The sequence below is a fragment of the Dolomitihabitans soli genome, from assembly GCF_022213955.1.
Lineage (GTDB): Bacteria > Actinomycetota > Actinomycetes > Streptosporangiales > Streptosporangiaceae > Streptosporangium_A > Streptosporangium_A soli.
Window position 1 is genome coordinate 129,624 of the sequence record NZ_JAKNTW010000019.1, and the last position, 15,734, is coordinate 145,357.

Below are 15,734 nucleotides of genomic sequence, written 5' to 3' on the forward strand. Positions count from 1 at the left end.
CCAACGACGAAAACGTAAGAAACGCGGGTTACGCCGAGATCACGGCTGTTCGCTCATGGCGGTTACATCCGCATCACAGCAGATTTCTCCCTGCCACGTCGAGTCTGGCTCTGATCTCGCATCTGAGATGATCCAGCGCTGGATCATATGGCCATTGCCATGAATCGTGGGGTGTGATGCCAGTATCTGCGAATGTAGAGTTCGACTAGTGACGATGTTTCGCAGCAGTGACGCCGGGGTGAGTGCCGGCACTCACCGCCGCCGGGTCCCCCGGCTTCGCTCGCGTCCCGAGTGATTGAGGAGTGCTTTGATGCTCAAGCGTCTTACCCGATGGGCGATCGCGGCCCCCGCCGCCCTGGCCCTGATGCTGGGCGTGGTCGCCTGTGGTTCCACCGGGTCCCCGTCCGCCGCGCCGGGCTCCGCTTCTCCCGTCGCCGAGGCGAAGACGCTGACGGTGTTCGCCGCCGCCTCCCTGACTGAAACGTTCACCGCGCTGGGCAAGGAGTTCGAGGCCGCCCACCCGGGCACGAAGGTGACGTTCAACTTCGGCTCCAGTGCCACGCTGGCCCAGCAGATCACCCAGGGCGCGCCCGCCGACGTGTTCGCCGCGGCCAGCCCCGCCACCATGAAGACCGTCACCGACGCCTCCCTGGCGAGCGCGCCGACGACGTTCGCGCGCAACAAACTGGAGATCGCCGTCCCCGCCGACAACCCGGCCGAGGTCGACGATCTCAAGGACCTGACCGACCCGAAGGTCAAGGTCGCCCTGTGCGCGGAGCAGGTGCCGTGCGGGGCGGCGGCGGCCAAGGCGCTGGCCGCGGCCGGGCTGAAGGTCACCCCCGTCACCCTGGAACAGGACGTCAAGGCCACCCTCACCAAGGTCTCACTCGGCGAGGTCGACGCGGCGCTGGTCTACAAGACGGACGTGCTCGCCTCGGCCGGCAAGGTGCGGGGCATCGGCTTCCCCGAAGCCGACAAGGCGATCAACGACTACCCGATCGCCACGCTGTCCAAGGCGCCGGCCGGTGACCTGGCCAAGCAGTTCGCCGACCTGGTGCTGTCACAGCAGGGGACGGACGTGCTGACCAAGGCGGGCTTCGAGGCTCCCTGACCCCGCGGCCGCTGGAGTTTCTTCGGTACGGCTAGTGGTCGTCCGTACGGCGTCGCCTGGCCTCGACGCCGTACGGCCGGCGGGGGCCGAGGCTTCGGTGATCTTGCGGCGGGCCGGTGTGCAGGCGGTGGCGCGGGTGGGGGACCATCGTCACGGAGACGCTTGCCTCCTCGTCGGCGGCGGTCGCGGTCGTCGCCGACCGGGTTCGACGCCGAGCAGGGGGTGCGTCGGTAAGTTTCTCGAAACTTTTCGGACGTCGCACGGCAGTCGGACGAGGCGGGATGTCGCTCGCCTTTATCGGTCTGATCAGCGAAGTGATAGGTGGCGGTTCTCTTGACACGCCCCAGTGTGCCCCTTATGTTACCGCAATATTAGCGGCTCTTCTCGAAAGTTTCGAGGATCACCCCCAGCGTGGCGTTCCGCTGGCAGCGTGGATGGCGCCGTCTTCGGCCGAAGGGATGGCATGAGGGGCCACGTACCAATTGACACAAGCCCTGCGTCCGGTGAGACCGCGCAGTGGCGGGACGCGCGGCTGTCCTCCGCCGAACGCGCCGGGGCGCTCATCCCGCTCATGACGCTGGAAGAGAAGGTCGCCCAGCTCGTCGGGGTGTGGGTCGGCGCCGACGCCTCGGGCGGAGGCGTCGCCCCGCACCAGGCCGACCTGGCGGGCAGCATGGAGTGGAGCACCGTCATCCGGCACGGGCTGGGCCAGCTGACCCGCCCGTTCGGGACCGCACCGATCGATCCCGTCGTCGGCGCGCGTTCGCTGGCCACCTCGCAGGCGGAGATCGTGGCGACCAGCCGGTTCGGGATTCCGGCCCAGGTTCACGAGGAGTGCCTGACCGGTTTCGCCGCCTGGGGAGCGACCGTTTACCCGGCGCCGCTGAGCTGGGGGGCGTCCTTCGACCCCGAGCTGATCGAAGAGATGGCCGGGCGGATCGGCCGGTCCATGCGCGCCGCCGGCGTTCACCAGGGGCTGGCCCCGGTGCTGGACGTGACCCGCGACTACCGCTGGGGCCGCACCGAGGAGACGATCGGCGAGGACCCCTACCTGGTGGGAACGATCGGCGCGGCATACGTGCGGGGCGTGGAGGGCGCCGGCGTCGTCGCCACGCTGAAACACTTCGCCGGCTATTCCGCGTCCCGGGGCGGCCGCAACCTCGCCCCCGTCCCGATGGGACCCCGGGAACTGGCCGATATCGTGCTGCCGCCGTTCGAGATGGCCCTTCGTCTCGGCGGCGCCCGGTCGGTGATGCACTCGTACGCCGAGATCGACGGCGTTCCCGTGGCGGCCGACGAGGACCTGCTGACCCGGCTGCTGCGGGACGACTGGGGATTCGCCGGCATCCTGGTCGCCGACTACTTCGCGATCCGGTTCCTGCAGAGCCTGCACGGCGTCGCCGCCGAGGCGTCGGACGCCGCCGCGCTCGCCCTGCGGGCCGGCATCGACGTCGAGCTGCCCACGGTCGACACGTTCGGAGCGCCCCTGATCGAGGCGGTGCGAGCCGGCACGGTCGACGAGGTGCTGGTCGACCGCGCCCTGCTCCGGGTGCTGACCCAGAAGGCCGAGCTCGGCCTGCTCGACGAGGACTGGCAGAGCCTGCCCGACGACGTCGAGAATCTTCGCCTCGACGACGAGACCAGCCAGGACGTCGCCCTGCGCCTGGCGCGCGAGTCGGTCGTCCTGCTGCGGAACACCGGCGGGATCCTGCCGCTCTCCGCGCACCGGCGGGTGGCCCTGGTGGGCCCGGTCGCCGACGACCCGATGGCGATGCTCGGCTGCTACTCCTTCCCCGCGCACGTGGGCGCGCACCCCGACCACGGACTCGGGCTGGACCTCCCGTCGCTGCGCGAAGCCCTCGGCCGGTCGATCCCCGATCTCACCTACCTGCCCGGTTGCGACATCACCGGCGACGACACCTCGGGCATCGCGGCCGCCGCCGCGGCGGCCGCGGCGAGCGACGTGTGCGTGCTCGCCGTCGGAGACCGGGCGGGACTGTTCGGGCGGGGCACCTCTGGAGAGGGGTGCGACGCCACCGATCTACGCCTGCCGGGTGTGCAGGCCGAGCTCGTCCGGGCCGTGCTCGCGACCGGCACCCCGGTCGTCCTGGTGTTGCTCGCCGGCCGGCCGTACGCGCTGGGGCCGGAGACCGATGCGGCCGCGGGCGTGATCTACGGCTTCTTCCCGGGACAGCGGGGAGGTCAGGCGCTGGCGGAGGTGCTCACCGGCGTGGTGAACCCGTCCGGGCGGCTGCCGGTCAGCGTGCCCCGTGACGCCGGTGGCCTGCCGGTGACCTATCTGTCGCCGTGGCTGGGACACCGGTCGAAGGTGTCGAACATCGATCCGACCCCCGCGTTCCCGTTCGGGCACGGACTGGGCTACACGACCTTCGAGTGGAGCGACGCGGGCGTGCTCGGGCCCGACGGTCACCGGGTCGGCGACCTGCCGGTGCCGGCCGACCTGGCGGACCTGGCCGAACGGGCCGCCTGGTCGGTCGACGGAGAGGTGACCGTCGAGGTCACGGTCCGGAACACCGGAGCACGGGCGGGCACCGAGGTCGTACAGCTGTACCTGCACGATCCGGTCGCGCAGACGACGAGACCGGTGGTCCGCCTGGTCGGCTATGTCCGCGTCCCGCTGGAACCCGGGGAGGCGGCGCGCGCGACGTTCACGGTTCCGGCCGACGTCACGTCGTTCACCGGGGTGCACGGCAGGCGCATCGTGGAGCCCGGTGACGTCGAGTTGCGGTTCGCCCGGTCGAGCGCGGAGGTGCTGGCGGCCGTTCCGCTGCGCCTGGTCGGCGCCGAGCGCGAGGTCGGCCATCAGCGCCGGCTGCAGCCGGTGGCGCACGTTGACCGCATCACTCCGAAGGCCGGCTGATGAGCACGGCCAAGACGTCGACCCCGCCGTCGGAGGACCGGGCGGAGCGCGGTTCCACTCGTCGTAGGCGTCCCCGCGGTGGCTGGCGGGCGGCGCTGCGGCGCGACTGGCAGCTGTACTCGCTGGCCGTTCTGCCGCTGCTATTCTTCGTGATCTTCCGGTACGTGCCGATGATCGGCAACGTGATCGCCTTCCGGCGGTTCGAGCCCGGCGGCAGCGTGCTGGGCGAGGCCTGGGTGGGTCTGCGTTACGTGCGGATGTTCCTGAGCGATCCGACGTTCTGGACCGTGTTCACCAACACCCTGGTGCTGGGGGCGCTGACCCTGCTGTTCTGCTTCCCGTTGCCGATCGTGCTCGCGCTGCTGCTCAACGAGATCCGGAACCGCAAACTCAAACGGTTCGTCCAGTCGGTGTCCTACCTGCCGCATTTCCTGTCGATCGTGATCGTGGCCGGCGTCACCATGCAGCTGCTGGCCCTCGACGGGCCGGTGAACCAGATCCTGCGGACGATGGGCAACGAGACCATCATCTTCCTGCAACAACCGGACTGGTTCCGGACGATCTACGTCTCCTCGGAGATGTGGCAGACCGTCGGCTGGGGGACGATCCTCTATCTCGCCGCGCTCACGACCATCGACGACCAGTTGTACGAGGCGGCTCGGATCGACGGCGCCGGCCGCTGGCGGCAGACCTTGCACGTGACGCTCCCGGGCATCCTGCCGACGGTGGTCACCCTGCTGATCCTCAACATCGGCACGTTCCTGGCCGTGGGGTTCGAGAAGGTCCTGCTGCTCTACAACCCGTTGACGTACCCGACCGCCGACGTGATCTCCACGTACCTGTATCGCGTGGGCGTGGTCTCCGGCAACTTCAGTTACGCCGCGGCCATCGGACTGTTCGAGGCCCTGATCGGGCTGGCGCTGGTCCTGTCGGCCAACGTGATCTCCCGCCGCACAGTAGGGACGAGCCTGTGGTGACACTCGCTACGAGCCGGGGTTACCGGATATTCCAGGCGGTCAACGCCGTCATCCTGACCGGCGTCGTGGTGGTGACGCTGTACCCCTTCGTCAACATCGTCGCCCGCTCGTTCAGCGAAGAGAGCTACATCGCCTCCGGGCAGGTCAACCTCATTCCCCGCGGGTTCAACCTCACGACGTACCAGATCGTGGCCTCCGATCCGATGTTCTGGACGAACTACCGGAACACCGTGGTGTACACCGTCGTCGCCACGTTGATCTCGATCGTCCTGACCACCTGCTACGCCTATGTCCTGTCCAAGAAGCACCTCAGAGGCCGCAAGACCCTGGTCGCGATCGCCCTCTTCACCATGTTCTTCTCCGGCGGCCTGATTCCCAACTATGTCCTGGTCACCAGCCTGGGGCTGAAGGACAGCATCTGGGCCATCGTGCTGCCCAACGCCATCAACGTGTTCAACCTCCTGGTCATGAAGGCGTTCTTCGAGGGCCTGCCGGTCGAACTGGAGGAGGCCGCCGCCATCGACGGCCTGAGCACCTACGGCATTCTGCTGCGAATCGTGCTGCCGTTGTCGAAGGCGGTGATCGCCACGATGGTGCTTTTCTACGCCGTCTCGTACTGGAACTCCTGGTTCGCTGCCTTCCTCTACATGAACGAATCGGAACTGTTCCCGGTGACCGTCTATCTGCGCAATCTCATCGCCGGTGCCACGACCTCCGAGAACGCCGGCGCCGTGGCCGGCGACCTGACGCAGGCGGCGGCCAACATCCAGTCGGTGACGATCGTGCTCACCCTCATCCCCATCCTGGTGGTCTACCCCTTCGTCCAGCGGTTCTTCGTCTCAGGAGTCATGCTCGGCGCGGTCAAGGGCTAGCCCCTGCCCGGTGACCTCACGCGCTTTCACCCCACCCATTCCACTGGGAAAGGAACCCCCCATGTACCAAGTCTCCCGGCGTCAGGCGTTGCTCGCCATCGGTGCGTTCACCCTCACGATCGCCGGCTGCGGCAGTGACGAGCCGGAGCAGGGCAAGGACCTCTCGCCGAACAAGGACGGCGCGATGGCCAAGTACGGCGTCGGCGACCAGTTCAAGGCGACGGCACCGCTCACCTTCTCCATCCTCTACCTCAACCACCCGAACTATCCGCTCAAGAAGGACTGGCTGTTCTGGTCGGAACTCAACAAGCGGACCGGGGTGACGCTCACGCCGACACTGGTGCCGCTCAGCGACTACGAGCAGAAGCGCAGCCTGGTGATCGGAGCCGGTGACGCCCCGCTCATCATCCCGAAGACCTACCCGGGCCAGGAGGTACCTTTCGTCGCCTCCGGCACCATCCTTCCGGTCAGCGACCACCTCGACCTGATGCCCCACTTCAAGGACAAGGTCGCCAAGTGGAACCTGCAGGCCGACGTGGACACGCTCCGGCAGTCCGACGGCCGGTTCTACCTGCTCCCCGGGCTACATGAGGAGATCTGGCTCGACTACTCCCTGGCCGTCAGGACCGACATCCTGGAGAAGCTCGGCCTGGAGGTCCCGAAGACCTGGGAGGAGCTGTACACCGTACTCAAGGCGATGAAGGCCGAGTATCCCGACCTCTATCCCTTCTCCGACAGGTGGGGCATCCCCACCCCGGGCGGCAACCTGCTGAACATCGTCGGCCAGGCGTACGGCGCCCCCGGCGGCTGGGGTTACCTTCCCGCGAGGTGGGATGCGACCGCCGGGAAGTTCGCCTTCACCGGCGCCATGGACCAGTACCGGCAGATGCTGGTGTATCTCAACAAGCTGGTGAAGGAGAAGCTGCTCGACCCGGAGAGCTTCACCCAGACCGACGACGCCGCGAAGCAGAAGTTCGTGTCCGGCAAGACCTTCGTGACCGGCACCAACGCGCAGACGCTGGTCAACGACTACCGGCCGCCGATGGAGAAGCTGAACCCGGACGCCAAGATCGCCAAGATCCCGGTGCCGACGGGACCGCTCGGCGAGGTCAAGTACGGCAACCGCCTCGAGAACGGCATCATGATCTCGAAGAAGGCCCTGGAGAGCAAGAACTTCGTCGCCATGATGCAGTTCATCGACTGGCTCTGGTACTCGGACCAGGGCGAGGAGTTCGCCAAGTGGGGCGTCGAAGGGGTCACGTCGACCAAGGACGCGTCCGGTGAGTTCAAGCTGGCGCCGGACGTCGACTTCATCGGGCTCAATCCCGAGGGAAAGAAGCACCTGCAGAAGGACTTCGGATTCTCCAACGGAGTGTTCGCGTACGGCGGGACCACCAAGCTTCTCGAATCGACCTTCTCCGAGGAGGAGCTGGCGTTCCAGGCGGTGATGAAGACCAGGAAGGCCCGTCCGGTGGAGCCTCCGCGCCCGTTCTCCGACGAGGAGCGCGAGCAGGCGAGCCTGTGGGAGACGCCGCTGAAGGACTACGTCACCCAGATGACGCTCAAGTTCATCCTCGGCGATCGCGACCTCGGCGAGTGGGACGCCTACGTCAAGGAGCTGGAGGCCAAGAACATGACGTCCTACATGAACCTGGTCAACGGCGCGTACGAGCGCTTCAAGAAGGAACACGGCTGATCGATCCGGCACCGCGAGCGAAGGAGTTCTCGATGAGCGAGACAGCAGCCGCACGGCGGTTCGGCGAAGGACCGCTCTCGCGCGCCGCCGCGCTGATCTACAGCCTGCTGGTCGTCGAACTGCTGCTGCTGGCCGCCGTCGCGCCCACCATCGTCGGGCTCGTCCTGCTGGACCGTGACGTCAGCAACATCCCGCTGGCCGCGGTCTGCCTGCTCCCGATCGGTCCGGCGCTCTCCGCCGCGCTGTACGCGCTGCACCACCGTCGTCGTGATCTGACGGACCTGCACCCCGCGACGGCGTTCTGGCGGGGCTACCGGGCAGGCGTCCGAGGCGTCCTGACGATCTGGGTTCCCTGGCTGGCGGGGCTGACGATCATCGGGGTGAACCTCGCGCACTTCTCCGCCGGCGGCGTTCCCGGGTGGTGGGCGGTGCTCCTGGTCCTCATCGCGGTGGCGTCGGCCCTGTGGATCGCCAACGCGTTGACGATCACTTCGCTGTTCGCGTTCCGGGCGGCGGACGTGGCCCGCCTGGCCTCGTACTTCCTGGTGCGCTCCCCCAGGGTGGCCGTGGGCAACGCGTGCCTGCTGGTCGTGGCGGCCGGCGTCACCGTCGTCGCCTCCGAGGCGGTGCTGGCGGTGCTGGCCTTCGCGTTCGCCGCCGCGCTCCTGCGGAACTGCCGCCCCATGATCGCCGAGATTCAGGAGAAGTTCACCGAGTAGGAGCACCCGTCGCGCGCGCCGCCCCGGAGCGCCACGTGCCGCCCCGGAGCGCCACGCGCCGGATCGGAGCGGCACGCGCCGGATCGGAGCGGCGCGCGCCGGATCGTCAGTGGATGCGTCGGCCGTGGGCGTCGGGAACCCCTGACTTGCGGAAGAAGTAGGCGTTGACCTGGTCACGCCATTCCTCGGCGCTGCGGAGCTGTTCGTCGAGCCGCTCCTTCACTCGGGCGTGCAGCTCCGGGGCCACCAAACCGTCGCCCGCCAGCTTCTCCCACCGCAGCCGGGTCTCGGCCACCCGCTCGGCCCCCTCGAAGTGGGTGTCGTAGATGTGCTGGACGACCGTCGATCCGTCATGCAGCACGTGCCCGTACGGAACATGGTGGAAGAACAGCAGCAGCTCGTCGGGACACTCGGTGAGCGACTCGTACACGTCCGACCACGGCGGCGGGTACTGGCCGGTGAAGCCGGTTCCGGAGGCGCGGGTCCGGTCGACGCCGACGCCGTCCCGGTCGGCGAAGTGGTAGGTGCCCCACGGGGTGTACTCGTACCCGTCCACGTCGGGGCCGTAGTGATGCCCGGGACGGACCATGAATCCGACGCCCAGCGGCGCGGTGTACCGCTCGTAGGTCGTCCAGGACTCGTCCATCATTTCGTGCAGCGTGCGCCGCAGCCGCTCGGGGTCGCCGGTCGCCGACGGCACGAAGGTGAGGTCGATCCATTCGTCGAGGATGGCGACCGGGTCGGTCCGCGGCGCCCAGGCGAGCCGGCCGAACGCGTACAGGTTGGCCTGTGCCAGCGGGTGCCCGGTCCAGAAGGGATCGTCGCCCACGTTGGAGACCGCGACCAGGTCACCGGCGCCACCCGCCGCAGGGCCGTCGGCGACCACGTCTGCCACGGTCCGCCCGCCGTCCCCCCAGGGGCGGAACCCGAGCGTCTCACTCCACATCGGGGCCAGGTAGCACACGTGTCGCTGCTGGCCGGTGTACTCCTGCGTCACCTGGAACTCCACCGCCAGGCGGGTCGCCGGCAGGGCCGCGATCACCGGCGACAGCGGTTCCCGCACCTGGAAGTCCATCGGGCCGTGCTTCACCTGCAGGATCGCGTTGTCGCGGAACCGCCCGTCGAGCGGGGCGAAGTGGTCGAAGGCCGCGCGGGCCCGATCGGTCGACCGGTCGCGCCAGTCCTGCCGATGGTTGTAGACGAAGGCGCGCCAGTGCACGACCCCGCCGAACGGCGCCGCCGCGTCGGCGAGCATGTTCGCGCCGTCCGCGTGGCTGCGGCCGTACGCGAACGGACCGGGCTGCCCTTCCGAGTCGGCCTTCACCAGATAGCCGCCGAAGTCAGGGATCGTCGCGTAGACCCGCTCGGTGGTTCGCGCCCACCATTCCCGCACGCTCTCGTCGAGGGGATCGGCGGTCGGCAACCCGCCGAGGGCGATGGGCGAGGCGAAGTTGACCGACAGATGCACCCGAATCCCGTACGGGCGCAGCGCGTCCGCGATCGCGACGACGTCACCGAGCCGATCCGTCAGCAGCCGGGCCTCCGCGGCGTGCACGTTCACGTTGTTCACCGCGACCGCGTTCACCCCGCACGCGGCCAGCAGCCGCCCGTAGGCCCGCACCCGGGTCAGGTCACCGCGCAGGGCGCCGTTCTGCCAGAAGATCGATCCGCCCGCGTAGCCACGCTCGACCTGACCCATCACCGGATGCACGTCGATGTTGTCCCAGTGGTCGATCATGCGCCGTCGTGTCGCGGGCCGGTGCCGTTCCACCGGCCGGGCGGACCCGAACGCCGACTCGCCGAGCCGGACCACCTGGAACAGGCCGTAGAGCAGCCCGGCCGGTTCGTCGGCGAGCACCACCGTGACGCCGTCGCGACAGGCGAGCACGAAACCCTCGGCACCGCAGGCGTCCGGTCCGAACTCCCGCAGGGCCTCGCCCCGGACCTCCTCCGCGACGGCCGGCAGGGCCGCCATCGAGGAAAGCGCGAGCACAAGATCGACCTGCTGGTCACCGACCTGGTCCGACACCGGATGCGGCACGCTGCCGCCGTACAGACCGCACGCGTGCACGACCTCGTCACGCACGGTCTCGGCGAGGGGCCCGTCGGCGTGCACGAGGACGCGACGTGAACCGATCGCTCGAAACGCCTCCGGCGGCAGCCACGCCGCATGGACGTCGATCAGCTCAGGAATGGTCACGAACGCTCCTCCGGGCAGGCGTGCCGAGCCGTCACGACGGCTCGTCCGAACGTGAATCTATCGAAGGGGAACGCGCCGGCGACGGCCAGCCCGCCTTCCCACCTGGTGACCACCCTGGTGACCGCCCTGGCGCACCGGCCGGCGGACTGGCTCGTACGCCCGTGGCCGTCGGTCACGTTCTCCAGGGGAACTGACGTTCGGCTGCTAAGGTGGAAGGCGCATGTGATCCGGATTCAGGGAGACCAGACATGGCAGGTGACGACGACATTTCCGGGTGAGACCGGAAGTGATCGGCCCCGGACGGCGCGCGGGAGCGCAGCCGCGGTGGCCGTGTCGTCGTTTCACGAATCCCCTGTCTCTCGCTGGGCGGCTGCGGCGCGCCCGCCTCACGTACGAGGTCTCTCGCATGTCCGACGCTTTCATCATCTGTTCCACCCTGTCCTTCTCCTGGCCTGACGGCACGCCGGTCTTCCGGGATCTGTCCTTCGTCGTGGGCGCCGGCCGTACGGGCCTCGTCGCGCCGAACGGCGCCGGGAAGAGCACCCTGCTCAAGCTGATCGCCGGCGAGTACCGGCCCGGTGGCGGGAGCGTGTCCGCCAAGGGCGTGCTCGGCTATCTCCCGCAGACTCTGCCGCTCGCCGGCGACCTGACCGTGGCCGAGGTCCTGGGGATCTCCGCGGTGATCGGCGCGCTGGACGCCATCGAGTCAGGGGACGCGAGCGAGGAGCACTTCACCACGATCGGCAACGACTGGGACATCGAGGAGCGCACCCGTGCCCAGCTGGACCGGCTCGACCTCGGCGACGTCTCCCTCACCAGGCGCCTGAACACCCTCAGCGGCGGCCAGGTCGTCTCTCTCGGACTGGCGGCGCAACTGCTGAAGCGCCCCGACGTCCTGCTGCTCGACGAGCCGACCAACAACCTCGACCTGGCCGCGCGCCACCAGCTGTACGGCGTGCTGGAAGCCTGGAACGGCTGCCTGCTGCTGGTCAGCCATGATCGGGCGTTGCTCGACCGGATGGACCGCATCGCCGAACTCGACACCGGCGAGTTCCGGTCCTACGGCGGGAACTACACCGCCTACGAGGAGGCCGTACGCGCCGAGCGGGAGGTCGCCGAGAAGAACGTCCGCAACGCCGAGCAGGAGGTCAAGCGGGAGAAGCGGGAACTGCAGCAGGCCCGCGAACGGGCCGAACGCCGGGCGAACAACGCGGCCCGCAACATCAAGAACGCCGGCCTGCCGAAGATCGTCGCCGGCGCCATGAAGCGCGGCGCCCAGGAGTCGGCGGGCAGAGCGGGGCAGACCCACGCGGCGCGGGTCGGCGACGCGAAGGCCCGGCTCGACGAGGCGAGCCGGGCGCTGCGCGACGAGCAGAAGATCGCGCTGGAACTGCCCGGGACCAACGTCCCGGCCGGCCGCACGGTCTTCCTCGGCGAACGGATGCAGGCCGGTTACGCCGGTCAGACCCTGTTCGCCGGCGACGGCGTCGACCTGACCATCCGGGGACCCGAGCGGATCGCGCTGACCGGCCCCAACGGCTCCGGCAAGTCCACCCTGCTCCGCATGATCGACAACGGGCTGGCGCCGGTGAGCGGCCGGATCAGGCGAGCCGACGGTCGCATCGCCTACCTGTCCCAACGGCTGGACCTGCTGGATCTCGACCGCACCGTGGCGGAGAACCTGGCCGCGTTCGCGCCCGGGATGCCGGAGGCGCAGCGGATGAACCTGCTCGCCCGCTTCCTGTTCCGCGGCTCCCGCGCGCACCTGCCGGTCGGGGCGCTGTCCGGCGGCGAACGGCTCCGCGCCACCCTGGCCTGCGTCCTGTGCGCCGAACCGGCTCCCCAGCTGCTGCTGCTGGACGAACCCACCAACAACCTCGACCTGGTCAGCATCGGCCGGCTGGAGAGCGCGCTCAGCGCGTACGAAGGCGCGTTCGTGGTGGTCAGCCACGACGAGCGGTTCCTCACGGAGATCGGGGTGAACCGCTGGCTGGCACTGTCCGAGGGCCGCCTGCTGGAAACCGGAGGCCCCGACGGCGCCTGAACCCGCGCGGCCGACCCTGCTCCGCTCCCGCACGTACGGCATGCGGGAGAGGGGTGCTCGACGGGTCTCCCGCACGGGCGTCACCGGATCGGGCCGCTCGATGACCGGCACCGACGGTGCGGGTGGCCGATGGCGTCTCCCGCGCCGCCGCTCCTGGTCACTCTCGCAGGGGCGGCGCCGCCATCGGGTGCGTCTTTCCCCGCCCGCCCGGACACGTCCGGGACTCCACGGTCACCGGTGCCGTGGCCGTCCGCACCCGTACCGCCCCGGGGGCGCAGCTCGGGCGTGCTGTTGAATGATCCTGATCGTGGCAGGTCAGGTGAGCGGAGGCGCGGCGGATGATGATGGACGGCGCATCGTTCGGACGCGTGGTCTCGCCGGTCATGGTGGGGCGCGAGGACGAGTTACGCCGTCTGGTGGCCGCGGTGAGCCGCCCGCCCGCCGTGGTGGTGCTGGAAGGCGAGGCCGGCATCGGGAAGACCAGACTCGTCGCGGAGATGGCGGCGCACCCCGACGTGGCCGCCCGGGTGTTCCTCGGCGGCGGGGCCAGGAGGATCCGGGAGCCGTTCCCGCTGGGGCCCCTGGTGGAGGCGTTGCGCGGGATGGGCGAACCGCTGGCGCGGGCCGAGCTGTCGCCGGTCGCCGGTGCGTTGCGCGGCCTGCTGCCCGAGCTGGCCGGGGTGCTGCCGCCCGCGCTGGAGCCACTGGACGACCGGGCGGCCGAACGGCACCGGCTGTTCCGCGGTCTCGCGGACGCGCTGGGCGCCCTCGGTCCGGTGGTCCTGGTGGTGGAGGACCTGCACTGGGCGGACGAGCAGACGAGGGAGTTCCTCGCCTACCTGCTGGGCGCCCTGCCGGAGAAGATGTCGGTGGTGCTCACCTACCGGGGGGAGGAGGCGGGGCCCGAGATCCGGGAGACCACGGCACGCCTCGCGGACGCGGTCTTCCACGATCACGTCGTCCTTACGACTCTGGACGCTGAGCAGACCGGCCTGCTCGCCGCGTCGATCCTCGACGAGGAGGACGTCACCGCCGACTTCTCCGCGCATCTGTACGAGCGGTCGTCGGGGTTGCCGCTGGCCGTACAGGAGCTGATGGCGCTGCTGCGCGAGCGCGGCGCGTTGATCCGGTTGCGCAGCGGGCGGTGGGCGCGCAAGGCGCTGGCGGAGCTGGACGTGCCGCCGGGAGTTCGCGACTCCGTGCGCGAGCGGGTGTCGCGGCTGCCGGCGGCGGCGCGTGGGGTCGCGGCGGCCGCGGCGGTGCTGCAGGTGCCGGTCCGGGTCGCGGTGCTGGCGCAGGTGGGCGGGTTGACGAAGGCCGAGGCCGTGGCCGGCGTGGACGAGCTGCTGGTGTCGGGTCTGCTGACCGAGCAGGACGGGGCGGTGGCCTTCCGCCACATGCTGGCCGCGCAGGCGGTGTACGGGGGGATCCCGCTGGGGCGGCGGGAGGATCTGCACGCGCACGCGGCCGGGGCGGTGCGCTCGCTGGGGCAGCGAGCCCACCATCTCCGCCAGGCGGGGCTGCTGCGTGACTGGGTGGAGGTCGCGGACCAGGCCGCCGCGCAGGCGTCGGAGCTGGGTGACGACGCCGGGGCCGTGCGGATCCTGGAGGACGTGCTGCGCAACGCTCCGCTGGAGCCGGATCGACGGGTACGGCTGGCGGTACGGCTCGGCTGGGCCGCCGGCCAGGTGCTCCGGCCACCGGACGTGATCGACCTGTTGTCCGAGGCGCTGGAGCCCGAGCGGCCCGGACCGCTGCGCGGGCAACTGCACTTCCTGATCGGCCTGCTGCACGAGCGGCTCGGCGCCGACCCCGGCACGCAGCGGCGCTCGTTCGCGGCGGCGGTCGACGATCTGGGCGACCGGCCGGAGCTCGCGGCATGGGTGATGGCCGCCCTAGGCCGGCCGATGGACGCGGCGGTGCCCCTGGCCGAGCATGTCGTATGGCTGGACCGGGCACTGGAGGTGGTGCCCGCCATCGGCGACCCGGTCGAGGAGGTCTTCGTGCTCGGCAAGATCGCGACCTCGCTGAGCGGGATCGGCGATCCGCGCTGGGCCACGCTGACCGAGGACGTCAGGCGGCGGACCGGCGGCCGCCCCCGGCATCGCCAGGAGATCAACGCCTATCGCTCCATCGCGGAGAACGCGTGCTGCTCGGGGCACTTCGAGCTGGCCGACCGGCTCCTGACCGCCGCGTCGCGGGCGGCGGCGGGTGCGGAGGGCTCGCGGGAGCCGCTGGCCCGCTGCCGTCTGGTCGCCCTGCTGCTGGCCTACTGCCGGGGCGCGTGGGACGGGCTGGAGCAGGAGACCGCGTTGCTGCTCGACGAGTACGGCGAGCGCCCGTACGACCGCATCGCCCCTGAGACGGTCGCGGCCTGCCTGGCGCTGGCCCACAGCGACCTTGACACCGCCCGGCGCGATCTGCGCGACGTCGTCCTGCGCGCTGTGACCCTGGGCGCCTACGAACTGCTCCCGCTGTCGGTGACCGGGTTCCTGCGGCTGGCCACCGCACACGGCGAAGCCGCGGCCGCGCTGGAGGTGATCGTCCCAGCGCTCGCCATCTGGCGGACCAAGGGCCTGTGGCCGCTGGCGGTGCGGGCGGCGCCGGCCCTGGCGGAGGCGATGACGGCGGCGGGGCGGCGGGACGAAGCCGTGGATTTGGTCGATCGACTCGCCGAGCTGCTCGACGGCCTGGACGCGCCCATGGCCGAGGCCGCGCTGCCGCACGCCCGCGGTTACCTGACGGAGTCCGCGGCCGAGCACTTCCTGGCCGCGGCGTCCGCCTATGACCGGCTGGGCGCGCCGTACGAGGCGGCCCAGGCCCGTGAGCGGGCGGCCGGAGGGCTGTTCGAGGCGGGGGACGCGCGTGCCGGTGAGGTGCTGAGCGCGGCCCTCGCCGCCTTCGGCGGGCTCGGCGCCCGCTGGGACGTGGATCGCGCGGCGCAACTGGCACGCAGGCACGGGGTGCCGGTGAAGGGGCGCTATCCCGGTGGCCCGCACGGCTACGGCGCCGGGTTGTCCCCCCGGGAACGGGAGATAGCCGAGCTGGCCGCGGCCGGGCTGACCAACCGGGAGATCGGCGAGCAGCTCTTCGTCTCGCCGAGGACGGTGGAGAAGCATCTCGGGGCTGCCCTGCGCAAGCTCGGGCTGCGCTCGCGCGCCGCCCTGGGAACCCACCTCCGGACGTGACCCCCGTAGTGCTCCGCCGGGACCCGTACCGCTGAACGGGGGTACC

General features: G+C 70.2%; 11 protein-coding genes. 8 read left to right on the top strand and 3 right to left on the bottom strand.

What is annotated here, in order from left to right; genetic code table 11:
• Nucleotides 1-310: 310 nt before the first annotated feature.
• Complete coding sequence (modA, locus tag MBA17_RS30835; protein ID WP_238500257.1) at nucleotides 311-1,111, top strand: molybdate ABC transporter substrate-binding protein; 801 nt, start codon at nucleotides 311-313, stop codon at nucleotides 1,109-1,111.
• A gap of 31 nt (nucleotides 1,112-1,142) precedes the next feature.
• On the opposite strand, the gene MBA17_RS49760 is transcribed toward modA, so the two are convergent.
• Nucleotides 1,143-1,265: a hypothetical protein gene (locus tag MBA17_RS49760; protein WP_274386209.1), complete on the bottom strand. Its 123-nt coding sequence runs from the start codon at nucleotides 1,263-1,265 to the stop codon at nucleotides 1,143-1,145.
• A 309-nt stretch (nucleotides 1,266-1,574) separates the two neighbouring features.
• On the opposite strand from MBA17_RS49760, the gene MBA17_RS30840 reads away from it, so the two are divergent.
• From MBA17_RS30840 to MBA17_RS30860, 5 genes are all read left to right on the top strand, one after another.
• Nucleotides 1,575-3,992, top strand: coding sequence for a beta-xylosidase/alpha-l-arabinosidase (locus MBA17_RS30840; RefSeq protein ID WP_238500258.1), 2,418 nt, complete (start codon nucleotides 1,575-1,577; stop codon nucleotides 3,990-3,992).
• Complete coding sequence (locus MBA17_RS30845) at nucleotides 3,992-4,969, top strand: ABC transporter permease (protein WP_238500259.1); 978 nt, start codon at nucleotides 3,992-3,994, stop codon at nucleotides 4,967-4,969. Before MBA17_RS30840 ends, MBA17_RS30845 begins: the two co-directional genes overlap by 1 nt.
• Nucleotides 4,966-5,841 (top strand): carbohydrate ABC transporter permease, encoded by an 876-nt coding sequence (locus tag MBA17_RS30850; RefSeq protein ID WP_238500260.1) that lies wholly within the window; start codon nucleotides 4,966-4,968, stop codon nucleotides 5,839-5,841. The genes MBA17_RS30845 and MBA17_RS30850 overlap by 4 nt, the downstream gene beginning before the upstream one ends.
• Before the next feature lie 61 nt (nucleotides 5,842-5,902).
• Nucleotides 5,903-7,537 (top strand): ABC transporter substrate-binding protein, encoded by a 1,635-nt coding sequence (locus tag MBA17_RS30855; protein ID WP_238500261.1) that lies wholly within the window; start codon nucleotides 5,903-5,905, stop codon nucleotides 7,535-7,537.
• Nucleotides 7,538-7,569: 32 nt separating this feature from the next.
• Nucleotides 7,570-8,256, top strand: a complete 687-nt coding sequence (locus MBA17_RS30860) for a YesL family protein (RefSeq protein WP_238500262.1) — start codon at nucleotides 7,570-7,572, stop codon at nucleotides 8,254-8,256.
• Between the two features lie 106 nt (nucleotides 8,257-8,362).
• Here MBA17_RS30860 and MBA17_RS30865 read toward each other — a convergent pair whose 3' ends face one another.
• The gene (locus MBA17_RS30865) at nucleotides 8,363-10,456 is read right to left on the bottom strand and encodes an alpha-glucuronidase (RefSeq protein ID WP_238500263.1); all 2,094 of its coding nucleotides are present in this window, start codon (nucleotides 10,454-10,456) and stop codon (nucleotides 8,363-8,365) included.
• Nucleotides 10,453-10,632, bottom strand: a complete 180-nt coding sequence (locus MBA17_RS30870) for a hypothetical protein (protein ID WP_238500264.1) — start codon at nucleotides 10,630-10,632, stop codon at nucleotides 10,453-10,455. Before MBA17_RS30870 ends, MBA17_RS30865 begins: the two co-directional genes overlap by 4 nt.
• Before the next feature lie 230 nt (nucleotides 10,633-10,862).
• On the opposite strand from MBA17_RS30870, the gene abc-f reads away from it, so the two are divergent.
• Both abc-f and MBA17_RS30880 read left to right on the top strand, forming a co-directional pair.
• Nucleotides 10,863-12,500, top strand: a complete 1,638-nt coding sequence (abc-f, locus tag MBA17_RS30875; RefSeq protein WP_238500265.1) for a ribosomal protection-like ABC-F family protein — start codon at nucleotides 10,863-10,865, stop codon at nucleotides 12,498-12,500.
• 368 nt (nucleotides 12,501-12,868) lie between these two features.
• Complete coding sequence (locus tag MBA17_RS30880; RefSeq protein ID WP_238500266.1) at nucleotides 12,869-15,688, top strand: helix-turn-helix transcriptional regulator; 2,820 nt, start codon at nucleotides 12,869-12,871, stop codon at nucleotides 15,686-15,688.
• Nucleotides 15,689-15,734 lie beyond the last annotated feature (46 nt).